Source organism: Olleya sp. HaHaR_3_96 (genome assembly GCF_019278545.1).
Taxonomy (GTDB): Bacteria; Bacteroidota; Bacteroidia; order Flavobacteriales; family Flavobacteriaceae; genus Olleya.
Map to the genome: position 1 here is coordinate 910832 of NZ_CP058987.1, position 18256 is coordinate 929087.

General features: G+C 31.3%; 22 protein-coding genes. 5 read left to right on the forward strand and 17 right to left on the reverse strand.

What is annotated here, in order from left to right; genetic code table 11:
- Positions 1–61 precede the first annotated feature (61 nt).
- On the reverse strand, positions 62–2362 hold the full coding sequence (locus H0I26_RS03860; protein WP_218701090.1) for a M28 family peptidase: 2301 nt from the start codon (positions 2360–2362) through the stop codon (positions 62–64).
- A 110-nt stretch (positions 2363–2472) separates the two neighbouring features.
- Here H0I26_RS03860 and H0I26_RS03865 point away from each other — a divergent pair, with 110 nt between their 5' ends.
- Complete coding sequence (locus tag H0I26_RS03865; RefSeq protein WP_101016019.1) at positions 2473–2940, forward strand: CBS domain-containing protein; 468 nt, start codon at positions 2473–2475, stop codon at positions 2938–2940.
- 6 nt (positions 2941–2946) lie between these two features.
- Here H0I26_RS03865 and H0I26_RS03870 read toward each other — a convergent pair whose 3' ends face one another.
- From H0I26_RS03870 to H0I26_RS03885, 4 genes are read right to left on the reverse strand one after another with little or no spacing between them, the layout of a single operon-like run.
- On the reverse strand, positions 2947–3639 hold the full coding sequence (locus tag H0I26_RS03870; protein WP_218701091.1) for a hypothetical protein: 693 nt from the start codon (positions 3637–3639) through the stop codon (positions 2947–2949).
- A 54-nt stretch (positions 3640–3693) separates the two neighbouring features.
- Positions 3694–4821, reverse strand: coding sequence for a DUF2891 domain-containing protein (locus H0I26_RS03875; protein WP_218701092.1), 1128 nt, complete (start codon positions 4819–4821; stop codon positions 3694–3696).
- Between the two features lie 4 nt (positions 4822–4825).
- Entirely contained in the window at positions 4826–5173 is a 348-nt protein-coding gene (locus H0I26_RS03880) for a hypothetical protein (protein ID WP_101016027.1), read from the reverse strand.
- Between the two features lie 6 nt (positions 5174–5179).
- Complete coding sequence (locus H0I26_RS03885; RefSeq protein WP_218701093.1) at positions 5180–5716, reverse strand: GNAT family N-acetyltransferase; 537 nt, start codon at positions 5714–5716, stop codon at positions 5180–5182.
- A 268-nt stretch (positions 5717–5984) separates the two neighbouring features.
- Here H0I26_RS03885 and H0I26_RS03890 point away from each other — a divergent pair, with 268 nt between their 5' ends.
- From H0I26_RS03890 to H0I26_RS03900, 3 genes are all read left to right on the forward strand, one after another.
- Entirely contained in the window at positions 5985–6317 is a 333-nt protein-coding gene (locus H0I26_RS03890) for a single-stranded DNA-binding protein (RefSeq protein WP_218701094.1), read from the forward strand.
- Positions 6318–6740: 423 nt separating this feature from the next.
- On the forward strand, positions 6741–8405 hold the full coding sequence (locus H0I26_RS03895) for a S8 family serine peptidase (protein WP_218701095.1): 1665 nt from the start codon (positions 6741–6743) through the stop codon (positions 8403–8405).
- Between the two features lie 358 nt (positions 8406–8763).
- On the forward strand, positions 8764–10404 hold the full coding sequence (locus tag H0I26_RS03900; protein WP_218701096.1) for a S8 family serine peptidase: 1641 nt from the start codon (positions 8764–8766) through the stop codon (positions 10402–10404).
- A gap of 245 nt (positions 10405–10649) precedes the next feature.
- Here the strand turns inward: H0I26_RS03900 and H0I26_RS03905 are convergent, their stop codons facing one another.
- From H0I26_RS03905 to H0I26_RS03955, 11 genes are all read right to left on the reverse strand, one after another.
- Entirely contained in the window at positions 10650–10793 is a 144-nt protein-coding gene (locus H0I26_RS03905; protein ID WP_168800721.1) for a hypothetical protein, read from the reverse strand.
- A 12-nt stretch (positions 10794–10805) separates the two neighbouring features.
- Entirely contained in the window at positions 10806–11021 is a 216-nt protein-coding gene (locus tag H0I26_RS03910; RefSeq protein WP_218701097.1) for a hypothetical protein, read from the reverse strand.
- Between the two features lie 25 nt (positions 11022–11046).
- A complete protein-coding gene (locus tag H0I26_RS03915) occupies positions 11047–11505 on the reverse strand; it encodes a ferritin-like domain-containing protein (RefSeq protein WP_218701098.1) in 459 nt (152 codons plus the stop codon).
- A 42-nt stretch (positions 11506–11547) separates the two neighbouring features.
- Entirely contained in the window at positions 11548–12018 is a 471-nt protein-coding gene (locus H0I26_RS03920) for an outer membrane protein (protein ID WP_101016038.1), read from the reverse strand.
- 45 nt (positions 12019–12063) lie between these two features.
- Positions 12064–12216, reverse strand: coding sequence for a lmo0937 family membrane protein (locus H0I26_RS03925; RefSeq protein ID WP_116823882.1), 153 nt, complete (start codon positions 12214–12216; stop codon positions 12064–12066).
- 28 nt (positions 12217–12244) lie between these two features.
- On the reverse strand, positions 12245–12688 hold the full coding sequence (locus tag H0I26_RS03930) for a hypothetical protein (RefSeq protein ID WP_218701099.1): 444 nt from the start codon (positions 12686–12688) through the stop codon (positions 12245–12247).
- A 22-nt stretch (positions 12689–12710) separates the two neighbouring features.
- Positions 12711–13289 (reverse strand): hypothetical protein, encoded by a 579-nt coding sequence (locus H0I26_RS03935; RefSeq protein ID WP_218701100.1) that lies wholly within the window; start codon positions 13287–13289, stop codon positions 12711–12713.
- A gap of 258 nt (positions 13290–13547) precedes the next feature.
- Complete coding sequence (locus H0I26_RS03940; RefSeq protein WP_218701101.1) at positions 13548–15332, reverse strand: sensor histidine kinase; 1785 nt, start codon at positions 15330–15332, stop codon at positions 13548–13550.
- A 3-nt stretch (positions 15333–15335) separates the two neighbouring features.
- Complete coding sequence (locus H0I26_RS03945; protein ID WP_218701102.1) at positions 15336–15782, reverse strand: response regulator; 447 nt, start codon at positions 15780–15782, stop codon at positions 15336–15338.
- Positions 15783–15787: 5 nt separating this feature from the next.
- A complete protein-coding gene (locus tag H0I26_RS03950; protein ID WP_218701103.1) occupies positions 15788–16354 on the reverse strand; it encodes a helix-turn-helix domain-containing protein in 567 nt (188 codons plus the stop codon).
- 60 nt (positions 16355–16414) lie between these two features.
- Entirely contained in the window at positions 16415–16765 is a 351-nt protein-coding gene (locus H0I26_RS03955; protein WP_218701104.1) for a hypothetical protein, read from the reverse strand.
- A 240-nt stretch (positions 16766–17005) separates the two neighbouring features.
- Here H0I26_RS03955 and H0I26_RS03960 point away from each other — a divergent pair, with 240 nt between their 5' ends.
- Positions 17006–17257, forward strand: coding sequence for a DUF3095 family protein (locus tag H0I26_RS03960; RefSeq protein ID WP_256935249.1), 252 nt, complete (start codon positions 17006–17008; stop codon positions 17255–17257).
- Here H0I26_RS03960 and H0I26_RS03965 read toward each other — a convergent pair.
- Complete coding sequence (locus H0I26_RS03965; protein ID WP_218701105.1) at positions 17250–17708, reverse strand: hypothetical protein; 459 nt, start codon at positions 17706–17708, stop codon at positions 17250–17252. The genes H0I26_RS03960 and H0I26_RS03965 overlap by 8 nt on opposite strands.
- Positions 17709–18256 lie beyond the last annotated feature (548 nt).

Below are 18256 nucleotides of genomic sequence, written 5' to 3' on the forward strand. Positions count from 1 at the left end.
GTCAAAATTATGAAATTATTTCATGTTTTGTATTAAAGGGTTATTAATTAATGAGTTGATTTTATTTGACTGTAATGGTCTTTTTTATCACCACCGCATCATTTAAAATAAAGGGTTTTGGAATCATACTCTCACTTCTTTTTGGGATACTAAACAAGTCGTTATCTAGCAAGTCAAAAGAGGCTTCAAATAATTGTAATTGAGTCGTTTGGTTTTTAGGAACGCTTATAAGCATGTCTAGCATTTCATTTTTACTAACAAAAAAGCTAAACAGTCTATTGTGCTTTCTGTTTTTAAAGACTAAAGAATCTCCTTCAGAACGATAAGCATCAATACCATTAATCTTGAAAGATTTATAGTGGTTTGTCGAATCTGAAAATAGTTCCATACGTTGTACATTACGCTGTGGCATGATGCAAATATTAAAATAACGAGTCTCACCAATGATTGTGTCGTTAGAGACTTCAATTTTTGGCATAGGAATAGCTTTTACAGGCGCATGACTGGTATAAGTAAAACCTGAGGCATACTTACTGCCAAATGTATTTTTATTTAAATCAGAGGCTTCTTTAGGTGTTTCTCCAATAAAGTTTTTAGTATAGTTATCCAATACAGTATCGTAAGTAGCCCAAAGTGCAGTATTGTCATCGGCATTAAGGGTGTAAACTAAACTATTAGGTTTTGGAGTGTCTGGTGTAAATGCTGAATTAAGATGTGCTATGAAAAAGGCAATCATTCCGAAGAAAAAGAAGAGGTAACTCCATCTTTTTTTATGCTTTAAAAACCCAAAAACGGTTAGGCATAATCCAAAGATTAGTACGGTAAAAATCGCGCTAACCACTAACATTTTTAAACCTAAGCCTACAGGAAACATTTTAATAAAAGGAGATAAGATAAATAAGCTGGGAGTACATAAGAATGCCATTCCAATTACGTTGGGTTGCTTTTTTCTTAGTAAAATATAAAACGCTATTAAACTAAAATAAACAGGAATTATAAAAAAACTAGCACCTTCCAATTTTAAAGCAACTGCAGCACAGATTAATAACCAAAACGTTAAGGGTGCAATCATTACACTAGCTGTATTAGTAGTTTTATAAACGTTATTATAAAACAAAAAGCTAATCGCTAAACTTAACAATACAAAAAACCAGATGTAACTATGTCCATTGTAGGTGAAACCATGGAGTAGTTCTCCGTATTCAGGATACAAAATAGTTATAAGTCGCCAGCCAAAAACACCTAATACCCCACTAAAAACTAAGCTTAGTATAAAGGCTAAAAATCCTTTACCGATTGCTTTTGATTGTAGTTTTTTATGTCTAAATCCATAAATAATAAGACTAATAAAAATAACAGTAGCTAGTATTAGCATGGGGAGTATCCAGCTAAAAGGATAAATTACAGTTTTAAAAAATGGAACATTAAAGTAAATATAGTCCTCGTTACTTTTTACATCTGCTAAATTGGCTTGACTAAAATGTTGTAATAAAGGCATGATATAACTGCCTTGATGTTCCAAGGTGTTTCGGTCTAAACGCTCGTAATTATCCATTTCTGTGTGATAATCAAAATGGTCGTCTATAAAAGCAAAGTTGAAACCTTCTATATCTCCATCACGTCTAAAAACGGTTAAGTCTGTATCATTTGGCAGCATTTTGTATATGCTGTAGGCTAGGGAGTTGGCGACAGGGAATTTAGGATTTGCAGCAACAAAACCTTTCATTAGGTTCGCATTTCCGCCATTAGTTTCGATAAGCATATAACTTGGGCCTCCGCTTCCTCTAGCTTCAAAATTTAAAACTAAACCGATATCTTTTGCCCATTGGTGTTGGTTAACAAACAAATCGGCACCATTTAAACCTAATTCTTCAGCATCTGTAATACCAATGATAATATCGTTTTTTGGAGATTTACCTTCTGCTAGAAAAGCACGTAAACCTTCTAAAATGGTAACCACGCCAGAGCCAGCGTCACTAGCGCCTATAGAACTATGTGGGTTACTATCGTAATGCGTTAATAGCATTAATGCTTTAGTATTTGCAGTTCCTTTTATTCTAGCAAGTATATTTATTGGTTTTGCCAAATTACCCCATTTACTTATGGTATACCCTTCTTGAAGTTGGGTTTCTAATCCTAATTTTTCTAATTCTGAAACAATATAGTGTCTAACCTTTGTGTGCGCTTCGCTACCGGTGTAATGTGGTTTTTTAGAGATTTCGGCCAGTTGTATCAAGGCGCGGTCCGTCGAGAATTGATGTAACGGCGTCTCTAGACCAGAAATTTTATTCGGTAATAAAGCATCAAAACTGGCGTAAACAGCAAGAATAATTATAAGGATAGCAATTGCTTTTTTTAACATTTTAAGGGTAGTTAATTAGTTGATATAAAAGTAATAAAATATTGCGTGTGTTAATGGTTTAGGTTAAATGCTTTAAAATCAGTAACTTTAAGTAAAATAAAATAATAGATATGGGAATTAAAAGTTTTGAAGGACCAAGAAAAGGACAACAACAAGCAGAAAATAATCAATCTTTAAAGGTTAGTGATTATATGACAAGAGATTTAATAACTTTTAAAGCGACACAAAGTGTGGAAGAGGTGATTGATACGCTGATAAAGTATAAAATTTCTGGAGGACCGGTGGTCAACGAGAAAAATGAATTAATTGGTATTATATCTGAAGGGGATTGTATCAAACAAATTAGTGATAGCAGATATTATAACATGCCAACGCAAAACAATAGTGTAGCGCAACATATGGCTAAAAATGTAGAAACTATAGATGGTAATCTTAATGTCTTTGATGCTGCTAATCGCTTTTTGGAATCTAAACGTAGGCGTTTTCCAATAGTAGAAGACGGGAAATTGGTGGGTCAAATTAGCCAAAAAGATATATTAAAAGCAGCTATGCAATTAAAAGGACATAACTGGAAATAGTATGTGTTAAGCACGACCAAATTTTGGTCGTAATGCATCAGGACTGTCGGTAATTAAAATTTTATCTTTCGGTTTAGCCGTAAGTGAGGCGATACGCGAGTAATTGTACTCCTTTACAGGATTTTCTAGTTTTATCCATTTAACATGGCCCGCTACAGTTACAGGCTCTCCAACTTCTAAAATTGCTTCGCTACAACGTAGTTGCTTGTTAAAACCGAAGATGGTTTCTGATTTAATATTATAGTAATCTAGAATCGCTTTAAATTCTGGGGTTGGATCGTTGAAAGTTCCTGAACTAGTGTTTCTATCTGTAACCAAATAGTCATAATAATTGTTTCTATTTACCGTGGGTAGTATAATAAGGCGTTCTCCTGTTTGTTCTACAAAAAAGTCTTGAATTACCTTTTGGTCAACGATTGTTTCCCAACGCGAACTTTTACCTGAGCTTACCTTTTTTTCGATTTTAATTTTATAATATACACATTTACGTTTGCTTAATGGTGCAATTAACGGTGTTTCAATATTCAGGGCAAGACCTTCAATTTTTGCAAATTTGTTATTTTGTAAACTACCAATGCGACTAAAAGACACTTGTTTTAAACGTCTTAAGATTTTTGTTTTGGAGCTAAAATAATAGTTTAAAAAAACGATAGCTGCTACAGCTAAGCCAAATAGTGAAAAAATAATGGAAGTTATCATTGTAAAAGAAGCATTACGGTTGGTTAACTGTTAGTATATAAAAGTAAAGATTAGTTACAGCTTGTGTGCTCCAGATTTTAAAGCGTACAATGCAAAAGAAGCCAGCCAATGCGCACCAGCATATTCTCCCGAATCCATTTTATCATAACTAGCATTAAAATGTGTATTAGCTAAGGCCATCATCTTTTGGTTGTCTAATATCAAGCCCATTTCATACAAACACCAAGCGCGACTAAAATTTAAACCGTCTAGATGTGCCATTTTACCATCCGTTTTATCAACCACTTCTACAGTGTTTATAAATTGTGAAGGGTTGTGTCTAAAATTAGGTAAAAAGGCATCTAGCCATTTGATATATTCGGTTTTTGGTAACACTTTAGCCATAAGTGAGGCTTCCTGTAAACAAGGCGATAAAAAATCAAAACCTCCAGGCTCCCAAGTTATCGGGCAACCTTCATCTTGTAAATAAAACACTTTGGCTTTGTCAATAATTACCTGTTCTAATTTTGGGCTATATTTTTTAGCATAATCCAATGCCAAACTCATCCCAAAAGCAGTATTTGGATGTTCCCCAACGCGAATAGGGTAATTTAATTTATTAAAAAAAGCAATGCATTTTTTCTCAATAAGTGCTGTTAAAGGCGCTAGATTTTTTGAAAGTTGTTGGCCTTCCGGCGTGTCCCATTCTTTTAAGCTTTCGGCTAATTTAAGTAGCCAAGCCCAACCGTAAGTACGTTCAAATGTTTTGTTGTATTGGTCATCAAAATAGTCAATTTCTTTTAAAATATTAGATTCTGTTAAGGTTGCTTTCAGCTTAGCTAAAACAGCATCTCTAGATTCAAAATCCGGAAAATCTTTTAAAATAGTAACTAAAGTCCAATGTCCATGTACAGAACTGTGCCAATCAAAACAACCATAAAAAGCAGGGTGTAACTGCTGTGGTGTTTTTAAATACGTGCCATCTCCTAAAACCTGATTTAGTTTGTTAGGATATTCTTGATCCACACAATCGTAGGCAAAATGATATAAATAGGTTGCTTTTTTTCTGTCAAGCGGAATTGGAGTTACGTCTGATACAACGTCACCTTTATTTACGTCAAGATGAGTTGTGGTCGCCACGTTATTGTTTTTATTATTACAGCTGAAGCTAAACACTAGCAGTATAAGTATTAGTTTTTTCATAGTATTATTGACGTTTTACAAGTGCATAAAAATCGTTGTCTAAAGGTAAGTAACCTTGGTCATAGACAAAGTAGTAAATAGTACCAGCTTTTGTGGTGTAAATACTTGTAAAATAATTAAAATCGAAACCTTTGGCTTCTAATTTAGTTTTGGATGTTTTTGTTTTTTGATCAGGATTTAGGCTTTCTAAAATGCGCCAATTTTTGCGTAACCGGTTATTAATATTACGGATTAAGTTTTTACCATCCTTATTAACTTTATTGTTATGTGCATTACGGCATCCGTCACTACAGAATTTTTTATCTATACGACCAACTATTTTATCTCCACATTCTGGACAAGCTTTATTCATGATTGTTTATAAATTAGGGTTTTTAATGGCGTACCAACGTAATTGTACGGCCTCTTCGGGATAGTAAAAATATTCAATATAATCTAAGCCTATTTTTAACAGGGCGTTGTGTGACGCTTCATTTTTTATTTCGGTTAAACCGAAAATAGTATCTAACTTCAGGGTTTCAAAACCGTAATTAACAGCTGCTTTTCCAGATTCCGTAGCGTAACCCTTATTCCAATATTTTGGTATAAGCCGATACCCAACGTCGTAAAAATTAGTACGATTGTTAAAGGTGTAATCGTCAATAAGTCTTAAGCCAGACCAGCCAATAAAATCGCCTGACTGTTTTTCTATAACTGCTAATCTGCAAATGCCATGCGCTTTATATTTTTGTTTGCACGTGGTAATGTAGTCTAAACATTGGGCTTTATTGGTTACGGGTTTGTTTCCTAGGTATTTGTGGACTAGGGGATCAGAATCTAAGGTAAATAACCCATCAACATCTTGGACTTCAAACTCGCGAAGTATTAACCGTTCTGTTTCTATGTAAATACTCATACTTATTTTTTTAGAGCTAAATTTTATTTTCTAAATTATCAATTCAAAATATATTCTAGTTTCTGAGTGATAGAAAATGATGGTGTAAATAACTGTTTCATAAATAGTTAAATTAAAAAGGAAAGATACATAATTTCCGATTACAAACGACAACAAACGTTTACAACCGACATTAAATGCGTAACTACCGATTACTATTTGGTTACTCAATCATCTTTGCAGTGTTGAATGGAACTAATGAAATTCAATATGATTAAAACCTTATCTTATGAATACGTTAAGAAACAAAGTACAGTTAATTGGAAACCTTGGACAAGATCCTGAAATTATTAATTTAGAATCTGGTAAAAAGTTAGCAAGATTTACATTAGCCACAAACGAAAGTTATAAAAACGCAAAAGGAGAGAAAATTACAGATACACAATGGCATCAAATTGTGGCCTGGGGAAAAACGGCGGACATTATAGAAAAATATGTTATTAAAGGAAAAGAAGTGGCCATAGACGGAAAGCTAACCACCAGGAGTTGGGAAGATAAAGATGGTATGAAACGGTATACGACTGAGGTACTTTGTAATGAATTATTACTGTTGAGGAAGTAGATTTATAGTAGTATTAAAATTATAAAATTGTTTTAGAATAACTTTTAAAAGCACTCATTAATTTGAGTGCTTTTATTGTTTAAAACCTATTTCTTTATTGAGGAGTGTTGCTAGTCTTTTTTTTTGGAAGCCTAAATTCAATAGGATGTTTTCTTTTGGTATCTAGGATTACTTAGATAGACTTATTTTTTTTGTTAGATTTTTATAATAGTAGATAAATGAGATTTGTAAAAATAAGTGACTAAAAAATATGTATTAATTGTAGTTAGAGTTTTCGGAGGTACAAATAAAGCAGGTATAGAAGAAATTTAAAACACGAAAACCAAGCAAAATTGTACAAATTAAAATGGATAATTTTCGAATAAATAGCATTGTTATGTTTAAATTTTTAATTTAGGCAGTACCATTTAATATTAACAATTTATGCATAGAATTTACTCGTCTTTTTGTCTTCTTTTTTTTACCATTTGTGTAAATAGTTGTAAAACAAGGTTTGTTTATAATCCTATAATAGAAAAGCAAAATAAAATATCAACAAAACAATTTATTGACGACAACTTAAAAGTTTGGCATCATAAAGATATTATTGATGACTCTATTGCAGGGACAAGTCTTAATAAAGCATATGATTTAATCTTAAAAAATAAAGAAGGAAAAGAAATTATTGTTGCAATAATTGATATGCAAATAGATATTAATCACGATGATTTAAAAAACAGTATTTGGATAAATAAAAAAGAGATTTTTAATAATAAAATAGATGATGATAAGAATGGCTATATTGATGATTTAAATGGTTGGAATTTTTTAGGAAACGAAAATGGAAAAAGTGCCAAGTTTGTTAATTATGAATATACACGTATTTTAAAAAAATACACTCCTATTTTTAATAATTCAGAATATAAAACGGACTTAGATTCATCGCTTTATGTTCTTTATAGAAAAGCTAAAAAGAAGCACGCAGAACGTTATGCTTATGCGATTGAGGATACTAACTTTATAAAAGTAGAATACAAAGACAAAAAAGATGCAGAGAAAACATTGTCGAAGTATTTTAAAGATAAGACATATTCTATTAAAGATTTAGATAGCTTAAAACAGCTTCACCCTATAGATTCTGTTTTACAAATGCATATTTCATGGGTAGATTATTATATAAAAAATGATTTTACTGATGATTATTTTGAAGACTATAAACTTAAAGGGGTAGAACGACTTAATAAATTATTAAATGTAGATTATAATGATCGGGTATTAATTGGTGATGATTCTGACAATTTAAGCGATACTAAATATGGAAATTCAATAGTAAATAGTGATGTTGGTTTTTTTGATCATGGAACACTTATGGCTGGAATAATTGCTGCAAATCGAAATAATGATATAGGAACGAAAGGTGTTTCTAGCAATATTAAAATTATGCCAATTTGTGTTGCTTCTTTTGGAGATGAACATGATAAAGACATTGCATTAGCTATCCGTTACGCTGTTGATAATGGTGCAAAAGTCATTAATATGAGCTTTGGAAAAGAGTTTTCTTTATATAAAAATTGGGTTTTTGATGCTTTTAAATATGCTGAGAAGAATGATGTGCTTATTATTTCTTCAGCTGGTAACTCTAGTTATAACTTAAATGTTTTTAATGAGGTCTATCCTAATGATAATGTAGATAACGGAGATGAGGTTTCAGATAATTTTTTAATGGTTGGAGCTTCCAATTACTCAGCAAATGAAAACCTATTTGTTGCTATTTCTAATTATGGAAACATTGATGTAGATGTTTTTGCGCCAGGAAATGATATATTTACGACGTCATCAAAGAAAAAAAAATATAAATCTGTTAGAGGCACTTCTGCTGCGGCGGCTATAACATCAGGAATTGCGGCACTAATTTATTCATATTATCCAAGTCTTACTGCTTCACAAGTAAAACACATTATTATGGACAGTGGGGTAGAGTATACTTTTCCGGTCAAACTAACAAAAAACGATACTATGAAAACTCCTTTTAATCAGCTATCAAAATCCGGGAAAATTGTAAATGCTTACAATGCTTTAATTATGGCGGATAGTATTTCCAAAAAATAAAACAAACTAATTAATCATTTTTGAAAACCATTAGAGTAGTACCATTACTCTTACTAAATGAGTTAAACCATCTCAATTTTTGAATTTGGATGTTATTCTCCCTGTCTTAATACCAAAATGTTGTTACTTTGAATTTATGTTATTTATTTGAAGATATATAACAAATAAAAAAATACGCCTTGAAAGTTCAGAATTTCAAATATGAAGACCCTTAAAAAAGTTTGGAACTATTTGATGGTAGTGATATAACTGTTAGTAAATCAGAAGAGCCTAAATGCATAAAAAAACACTCAAGTTTATCAAGGAAAAAAATAAGGTTTACTTGAGATTTATTAAAAAAAACAATTAGAAATTTATAATGAATAAAATTTATATTTTACTTATACCTTTTTTCTTTACTCAATGCAAAGAAAACAATTTTACACGTGTATCAATACAGGAAAAAGTAAATCCTAGCATTGAATTATCTGAAAAAAAATTCAGAAATTGGCATCATAAAGATATTATTGATGACTCTATTCCAGGGACAAGTCTTGATAAAGCATATGATTTAATCTTAAAAGATAAAGAAGGAAAAGAGATCATTGTGGCTCTTATTGATACCTCAATAGATATTAATCATGAGGATTTAAGTAGTAGTATCTGGACAAATAGCAATGAAGTACCAAATAATAATATTGATGATGATGATAATGGTTATATAGATGATCTGCATGGCTGGAATTTTATTGGGAATAAAAAAGGGGAAAATACTTTATTTGTAAATTATGAAATTACAAGAATTTTAAAAAAATACAATTCTTCTTTTTTAAACAATGAAATAAAAGATTCTTTATTATATAGGACATATAAAACTGCTAAAAAAAGATATGCTGAACGATTTTTGTCTGCTAAGGATGATAGTATATACATCAATAACGTTGCTAATTGGAAAAACGAATCCAGAGTCTTTTTAAGCTCTTACTTTAAAGATAGTAATTACACCATTAAACAATTAGATAGTTTAAAACAGGTACATGGTACTGATTCTATATTACAATTTAATGCTGTACGAATGAGTAATTTTATAAAGTATGCTCCCGATGAAAAGATTAAAATCAGTACAATACAAGCTAATGAGCGTTTGGTTAAATTATTAAACACGTCGTATAATGACAGAATTATAATTAATGACAATCCAGAGGACTTATCTGATACCAATTATGGAAATAACATAGTCAATCAAGATCTTTATTTCTTAGAACATGGCACATTTATGGTGGGCTTGATTGGTGCTAAAAGAAATAATGAAATAGGAATAGATGGTTTTTCTAATAATATACAAATAATGGCATTATCTATATCTTCAAATGGAGATGAACATGATAAAGATATAGCATTGGCAATTCGATATGCTGTAGATAATGGTGCTAAAGTTATTAATATGAGTATTGGTAAAGAATTTTCGCTATACAAAGAATGGGTTTTCGAGGCTTTAAAATATGCTGAAGAAAAAGATGTATTAGTCGTTTCTGGAGCTGGAAATTCAAGTTATAATTTAAATATTTTTAATGACTATTATCCAAATGATAATATTAATAATGGTAAGGAAGTATCTGATAATTTTATTAAGGTAGGGGCTTCAACCTATGAGCCAAATGAAAACCTGTTTGCTGTATTCTCTAATTATGGAAATATAGATATTGATGTATTTGCACCTGGAACAAAAATCTATACCACTACTCCTGCGGAGGAAAAGTATAAATTTGTGTCAGGTGGTACTTCAGCTTCTTGCGCAATAACAACAGGTGTCGCTGCCTTGGTTAGATCTTATTACCCAAGTCTTACTGCTTCACAAGTAAAACACATTATTATGGACAGTGGGGTAGAGTATACTTTTCCGGTCAAACTAACAAAAAACGATACTATAAAAACTCCTTTTAATCAGCTATCAAAATCCGGGAAAATTGTAAATGCTTACAATGCTTTAATTGTGGCGGATAGCATTTCCAAAAAATAAAACAAACTAATTAATTATTTGTAAGATCTAGTCATTTTTTAACCTGAATATGGTGCTTAATAACAACATAAGAAGTAATTGTTTTGCAAATAAATGAAAAGAAGTAGCAATAACCATGAAGCGCTACACGACTGAAGTCCTCTATAAGAAGTTATTACTGTTGGGGAAGTAGTAGTTTATAATATTATTTTAAACATAAAAAAGGTTCGCATTAATTGCGAACCTTTTTTATTATAAATGTTGTCTTAGTCAACTGCATCTTCTACATCATCTGCGACGTTTTCTACTGCGTCTCCTACTTTTTCTCCTGTTGATTTTTCTTCTCTACATCCTGTTAGCGTAATCGCTAAACTAAACATAACTAGAAAAGTATATGCTAATTTTTTCATGTTGGTCGTGTTTTAAGATTTGTCTTTTATTTTAATGTCATCCTCAGTGATTTTTACCTTTTTATCTTCGGTTTCCATCTTGATTTTGTCATCTTTTATTTTTATTTCTGTACCGTCATCCTCTTTCATTTCCCGAATGACTTCTTCTTTTTCTGTTTGCTCTCTGCAAGCCACAAAGGATGTAGATAAAAACACTAGTGTCAATACGGTATATAGTATCTTTTTCATGATTGTTGGTTTTTAAAAGGTTAGATTATCCTATAATATCCTCTAGTCTTTTTACGGTACTTAATGCAGATCTTACAGTGGTCAACTGAGATTCAATAATGGTCTTAATTTCAGAGTCTTCATTAAATTGCTCTAATTTTTCTTCATATTCGCTAAGACTTGCTTTTTCCCCTCTGATACATTCTTCTAATAGCGCTTCATCTGTTTCAGAAGATAAAGTAGATTTTACGTTAATCCATCCTCTGTGTAAATCTGCAGTTATAGTTCCTGATGTTTTAGGCTCTGCATTGTGTTTTCTTATTTGAAAATCTAACTCGGTTGCAAACGTATTACGTTGTAATGCCTTTTGTTGCATCCAGTTTTTTAAAGGCGCATTTTCTGTTTTTTGCATCACTTGTTTATAACCAGCTTCTGCATCGTAGTTTTTTTGAAGTAAGTCTTGTAAAGTATTAACTAATGCGTTATTGTCTTTTGTCGTTTTCATGATTTTTAGTTTTTGATGTGTTAATAATTAATTGGGATTGTTTTAGAATCTATAGCGTATCCCTAAGGCTATATCAAAATCAACATCGTCACTATAAGCATCATCAAATCCTAATTCTGGTCTAAAATCTAATGATAATTGTAATGGAATATCAAAATTGTACTCGATACCAATGTCTCCAGCGACTAAAGCAAAAGTACCATCATCATTTCCTGAATCGTAAGATCCAAATCCGGCACCTGCACCAACATACCAGTTAAAGCTGTCATCTATTGGCATAACCCATTGGTATAACCCAACGAGTTTAAATACGTCTAAGTTATCGGAGTCTCTCCAACCTAAATCCAACTCTAATCTGTTGTTATCGTTTAAATGTCTTTGGTATGATATTTCTCCACCTAGTCCATCGTTATCACCAAGTCTTAAACCTAATGCGTTTTTAGAAATATCTTGAGCATTTACTGTAAATGCTGTAATTGTAATGGCTAGTATTGAGAATATTATTTTTTTCATATGTATTTTTTTTGTTTAGTGTTTGTATTCAATATTTAATGATAGTTAGACGCCTTTTCCGCCTATTAGTCTTAGTAGTATTGCTATTACAGCAATGACTAGAAGTATGTGAATTAGTCCACTTGCGCTGTACACAAAAAATCCTAGTGCCCAACCTATTACAAGTATTACTGCGATGATATATAGTAGTCCTCTCATGATGTTTTATGGTTTTAGGTTAATATTTTTATTTGATTGATTTAAAAGATTCAATGATTTTGGTTTTTGGGACTTCTAAATTTCCCATTAGTTTTACCATTGTTGTGGCTTGACTTAAAGATCTGGCAACACCTGTTGCATACCCACGATCTGTAATAACACCCCAAGTGTAAACACGGTCTGCATTTTTCGGGTCATTTAAATTGATACTAGTAATGTTTTTTTGTATGATATTTGACGTTTTAGACAACGTGGCAATTTGACTATTTGCTTCTTCTAAATTGTCTGCTGTACCTGTAAAGACACCTGTAGATGTTTTTACGGTCCATTGATAAATTTGTGGATTATCTACCTTTTCTTTTGGAGTCTTGTTATTATCTAATAAGTGGGTGTCTAGTAAATCTAATTCTGCAGCATTAACAAATAATGTGCTTGTTGCGATAAGTATTAGTGTAAATATTGATGTTTTCATAATAATTGTTTTTAAAGTTATTTTAACTGTTAGTAATTAGATTATTTATAATCCGTTTTGTTTTTTTTAATGTCTCTTCTATTTTAGAGTCCGCTTTACCAATCAATGTTTTAAAATCTGGACTATTGGTCGTTTTTGATAGTTTATCTAATAAAAACAACTGGTTGTCTATTTTAGACTCTAGCTTTTTTAAGGTTTTAATTTTATATTCTTGAGTATCGCTATCTAAAGGTTGCTTAATTGTTATTTCGGAATAGTTTGGTATTGATATTAACTTATCCGAGGCTACTTCATGAAAATCTTCTGCAATCTCTAAATGTGTCTGTTCTATTTTTTTTGCTAATGCAACATTAGGTGCTTTACTTATTATATGTTGTAATGCTTTACTTAATTTAATGACATCTTGATTGTCTTTAGATAACATTAATAATAGCTTAGCTTCATTTTTATTGGTACTTATGGTTTGATTGGTTTGTTCTGTCTTTTTCTTTTCTTGATGTTTGTTTGTGATCAACTCATCACAAGAAATAAAGCTTAAAGCAATCAGTAATACTGTACAGAAGATCAAAACGGTTACTCTTCTATTTTTTAAATATTTCATTGTCTCACTTATAATTTTTGATGTTACAAAGATGCAACCGATGTCTTGTTTTGATGTTACATCATTTTTTATATTAGTTATAGAATTCTCATTTCTGTTTCATTCGTTAGTAATTACACTGCAAAGGTGGCGCATAAGAGCAGTTTTTCTGTTACATCATTTTCATAGAGCGTTATAAAATTTCAATATTGATTTACATTTTCGCATAAAAAAAGCCTTACTAAAAAGTAAGGCTGGAGATAAAAGGTGTTAATGTATTTAGTCGATGGGTAAATAAACTGTAAATATGGCGCCTTTACCCGGTTGTCCACTAGCGGTAATATAGCCTTTATGGTTCTCTACGATTTTTTTACATATGGATAAGCCTATACCTGTGCCAGAATATTCGTCTTTATTATGTAATCGGCTAAATAATGTAAAAATTTGTTCTGCATATTGGTTGTCAAAACCAATACCATTATCTGTAAATACTATTTTGTGATAAAATGGTTTTTTCGGTTTTATGATATGGTCTTCTTTTTCTGCTTCAACAATCTGATGTGTAATAGTTATTTTAGGCGTTTGTCGTTCAATTTTATATTTAATTGAATTCCCTAATAAATTGACAAACAACTGTTGTATTTGAAAAGGAATGACGGTCATTGTCGGAAATGCATCCGATGTGATTTCGGCATGTTCTGTAGAAATAACCTCTGCTAAATCTTGTTTTGCAGCTTCCAGTAAGAGATTGACGTTAGAGTCTTCAAAAACTTTATCGGCTTTATTTGATCTAGAGAACTGAAGTAAATCGTCAATTAACGAGCGCATTCTAGTTGCGGCATTTTGTATTCTGTTAATATATTTTAATCCTTTTTCAGATAATTTTTCTGCTTCTTCATCTTCTAGACGAGATAGAAACGTTTGAATTTTCCGTAAGGGTTCTTGTAAATCGTGACTGGCAACATAATTAAAAGAAGAGAGTTCTTTATTGTTTCGTTCAAGCTCTGCGTTACGTTCTTCTAAGACTCTAAAACTTGTAATCTCGTCAGTAATATCTGCTGTTGTACCCAGTAAAACGGTTTCATCATCCTCGTTCACTAAAGACTTACCATAAGCTTTAAGATGCTTTATGTTTCCGTTTTTGTGTATAACTCTATAATAGATATAAGGGAGTTCTACGTTTTCGCGCATTTGCTCGACTTGCTGCTTTAGTTGGTCGACATCTTCTGGATGCACGTACTTCATAAAGTTGTCTATGGTCGATTCAAAAGATTGTGGTTGTTCTCCTAAAAGTCTATATAAATTGTCAGAATAGGTAAACGTATCGGTTTGTACATTATAGGTCCAACTACCATGTTTACTTACAATTTCGGACTGATTGGTAGATTCTTTAAAAATTTCTAATTCCTCATTTGTCGCTTTTAGGCGTTTTATGTTTTTATAAATATTATTATAAGCCGCATACATCAGTATTAGCGAACATAATAAAAGAGAAAATAATAACAAAGGTGTTGCCATTAAGTCGCTTTTATAGGCGTCGTTTCGTTTGTTTAATAAGTTGTTTTGTAATGTAATAACGCCTTTAATTTTATCTCTGATACTATCCATTAACACTTTTCCATGCCTGAAATTTGAAATAAAATTAGGATCGTCAATATCGTTTTTTGGAAGTGATCGGTAAGAGGTTTGAAAGGCTAATAGTCTTTTGTTGATAAGGACGTTTAGGTCTATTAAATTGTCTTTTAATTCACTATTATCTGTGGTTAACGCTTTAAGCTCTGCAAAACTGTTGTTTATTTTGTTTCTTCCAACGATATAAGGTTCTAAAAAAATAGAATCGTTTGTAATGATATAACCACGTTGCCCCGTTTCGGCATCTTTAAGATTGGATAGTATTTGTTCTAATTCGACATTAACTTTGTAAGTGTGCGTTATCATTTCGGAAGACTTTGTTACTTCCGTAATACTTCTATAAGTTAAGGCGCCAACAACAAGAATAACAAATGCACTTATATATAGCATTGTTCTTAAAAAGGAAATGTTATTTGATAATGTTTTGATCATAGTTTAAAAACGTAATAGAAAGTTTTCTTTGTTCATACTATTGGTATGGTATTGCCAATTGATTGTCACGACTTCTGCTAATACTTTTTTAAGCGTTTTAAAATCGCTAGGCTTTTTAATATAAATATTAGCGCCTTGTATAAAGGTGTTTTCAATATCTTCTTCGGAAGCTGAGGTCGAGTAAATGGCGATTGCAATATCCTTGAATTTCTGGTCTTGTTTGATTTCTTTCAAACATTCTAACCCTGATTTTCTGGGCATATTTAAATCCAAAAATAAGACGTTAGGTAACACCGCATCGTCACTATTTAAGTAATCCATTAGGTAGACGCCATCGTTATACGTTTTAACTCTGGTGGTTATTTTTATGTCGTCAAAGGCATCAGTAAAAAATAATCTATCATCTTCGTCATCATCTGCCAACATTATGTTTATATACTCTTCTTGCATGTCTCTTACTGGTTATTTTGTTGATTTAATTCTCTTCTTTTGGCAATAATTCGTTGAAACGCGGACGGTGTAATACCTGTCGTGTTTTTAAATTGTGTGCTTAAATGAGCAACACTAGAATAGTTTAGCCTAAAAGCGATTTCTGTTAAACTAAACTCTTGTTTTATGATTAGTTGTTTTGCAAATTCTATTTTTTGAAGAATTATAAAGTGTTCAATAGAGGTATAAGTGACTTCAGAAAATAAGTTAGAAAGATACCCGTAGCTGTGCTCTAAAGTTTCGGCTAAATAAACTGAACTTTTTACATTAACCACCGTGTCTTCATTAAAGACCATATCAATAATGGTGTCCTTAATTTTCTGGACCAAAATGCTTTTTTGATTTTCTACAATGTCTATTTGATACTTACTTAAAGCAGCTTCTAGTGCTGCTTGTTTGTCTTTGCTTAGTTTTTCTAAAACCTCGATTTCTCCAAAACCAATGGTTTTGTATTTGACGTCGTTATCTTTTAGTGTTTGTTCTAAAACAATTTGGCAAATGGCATTAAAATCGAATTTAAAAAACAGGGTCATACTTTATATTTAGTTACAAAATAAAGATAATATAAATATATATATCAAATGGCTATTTTATTAAAGTCTAGTGATAATCTTAATGATTTTGGCACTATTAGAAATAGTATATTTAGTGGTGTTTTTGGTGCCCTTTTCATCTAGAATAAATGAAGTATTCTCTGATGTTATAACAATCTTTTGATTAGAAGCGATAGACACTTTATAGTTTGGGATTTTTACCTTGATATTAAAATAGTCATCATTAATAGCTAGTCCTAATACGGATGTAGCGTTGGCTTTCTCCATTTTAGGTGTTGATTTTATTACTGGTAGTTGACTAACTATTGTGACATCATTATTAGTCGATAAGATTAACAAAGGCGTTATACAAATCATGACTATTATTAAAAGCAGTTTATTAGGTTTCATGTCTTCGGTTTTAAAAATACTACTCTACTATCTATATTAACAACCAACCACGATCAGGATACTAAAACCCTTAAACCTAGATTTCGAGTAGTATTGTATTAATTAATATTGTACTGCAAAATTAATAAGACAATCTATTTACGGTGTTACATAATTATGGAGGGATGTTACATGATTCTGTAAATAATATCATAATTGCTTTGGTGATATCCTTTTTAGCTAGGTATTATTTAGGTGGTATTGATTAGATGGAGCAATCAATTAGGAATGAGTGGTACTGATAAACAGATCAATAGATTACAGGTTTTATTGGATGATTTAGAATCCAACTCCAAAATTATTTACGGATTACATATCACGCATGTCTCTATAATGTCTTGTTTTATCCAATATAGAAAAGAAAAGCACATCCATTTTGTAGATGGCATAAAAGGTGTTTATACAAGTGCAGTCATGGCATTAAAAGAAAAACTCAAAAGAAAAATTAACTAACCCGTAATCTAGAAAAGTAAAAGTCTTGCTTGGTTGTTAAAAGTTTGTTTTTTAACGTGTTTAGCAAGTTGTAAGACGATTTAGATAGTATGCCGGATTTCATTTCTTTATTAACTTCATTCAAAAAATAGGCATTAAGTTTTAAGCATTCGTTAATGATAACGTCATCTTCATTTTTATAAAAAAGGCTTTTAACTTTTAGTAAACTGTATTTTAATTTTATAGCAGCATTATTCTGTTCTTGCTGCGTACTATTTAAAGTGTTTAAAATGGATATGGATTCCTGTTTAAAGGAGACCGTATAATTAATATGGTCTTCAATCCAGGATTTTAGTACGTCGTTTGTAGTCTTAGATAGTAAATAAACATAAGATAATTCTATTGTATTACTAACCGTAAGCAAATGCTTTATGGCATTACTACCAACGTCGTATTTTATTATATTATCCATCTTAATGCGTTTATTTGAGTCAAAGTTATGCAAATAACGTGCCTAGAATTTTATAAGATTTTTAATAAGTGTTATACAATTTTACTTTTTCTTCAAAACCATATACACAGGAAAGTGATCGCTGTAGCCTCCTTTGTAATGTTCTTCGATTTACTATTTGGTTGGGAGCGGATTATGTAGCAACCCATTAGTAATGTTAAAAACCCTATATAATTAAAGATGAAACAGAGATAGTCCAAGTTCGAGCAGGAGCAGATGATAATAAAGATTAATACTATTTTTATACTAGTTATCTCAAGAGCAACTAGGAAAGACATTGTTTTGCAATTGGTAAACCAAAAAGTGTTGCCGTGAGAGGTACTCCAAAACCTGTTTTTGTGTTGGAAGATGAGATGTATTTGGATAGGTGAAAGTATAATGTTAATACTAGATTAAACACTTGAAATAAAAGCAAGAGTAAGATATAGACGGACATTTGAGTAAGCAACGCTAGGTGGTTTATATGTCCTTTTTGATAATCCTCAATCTGCCATTGCGGAACGTCAGTT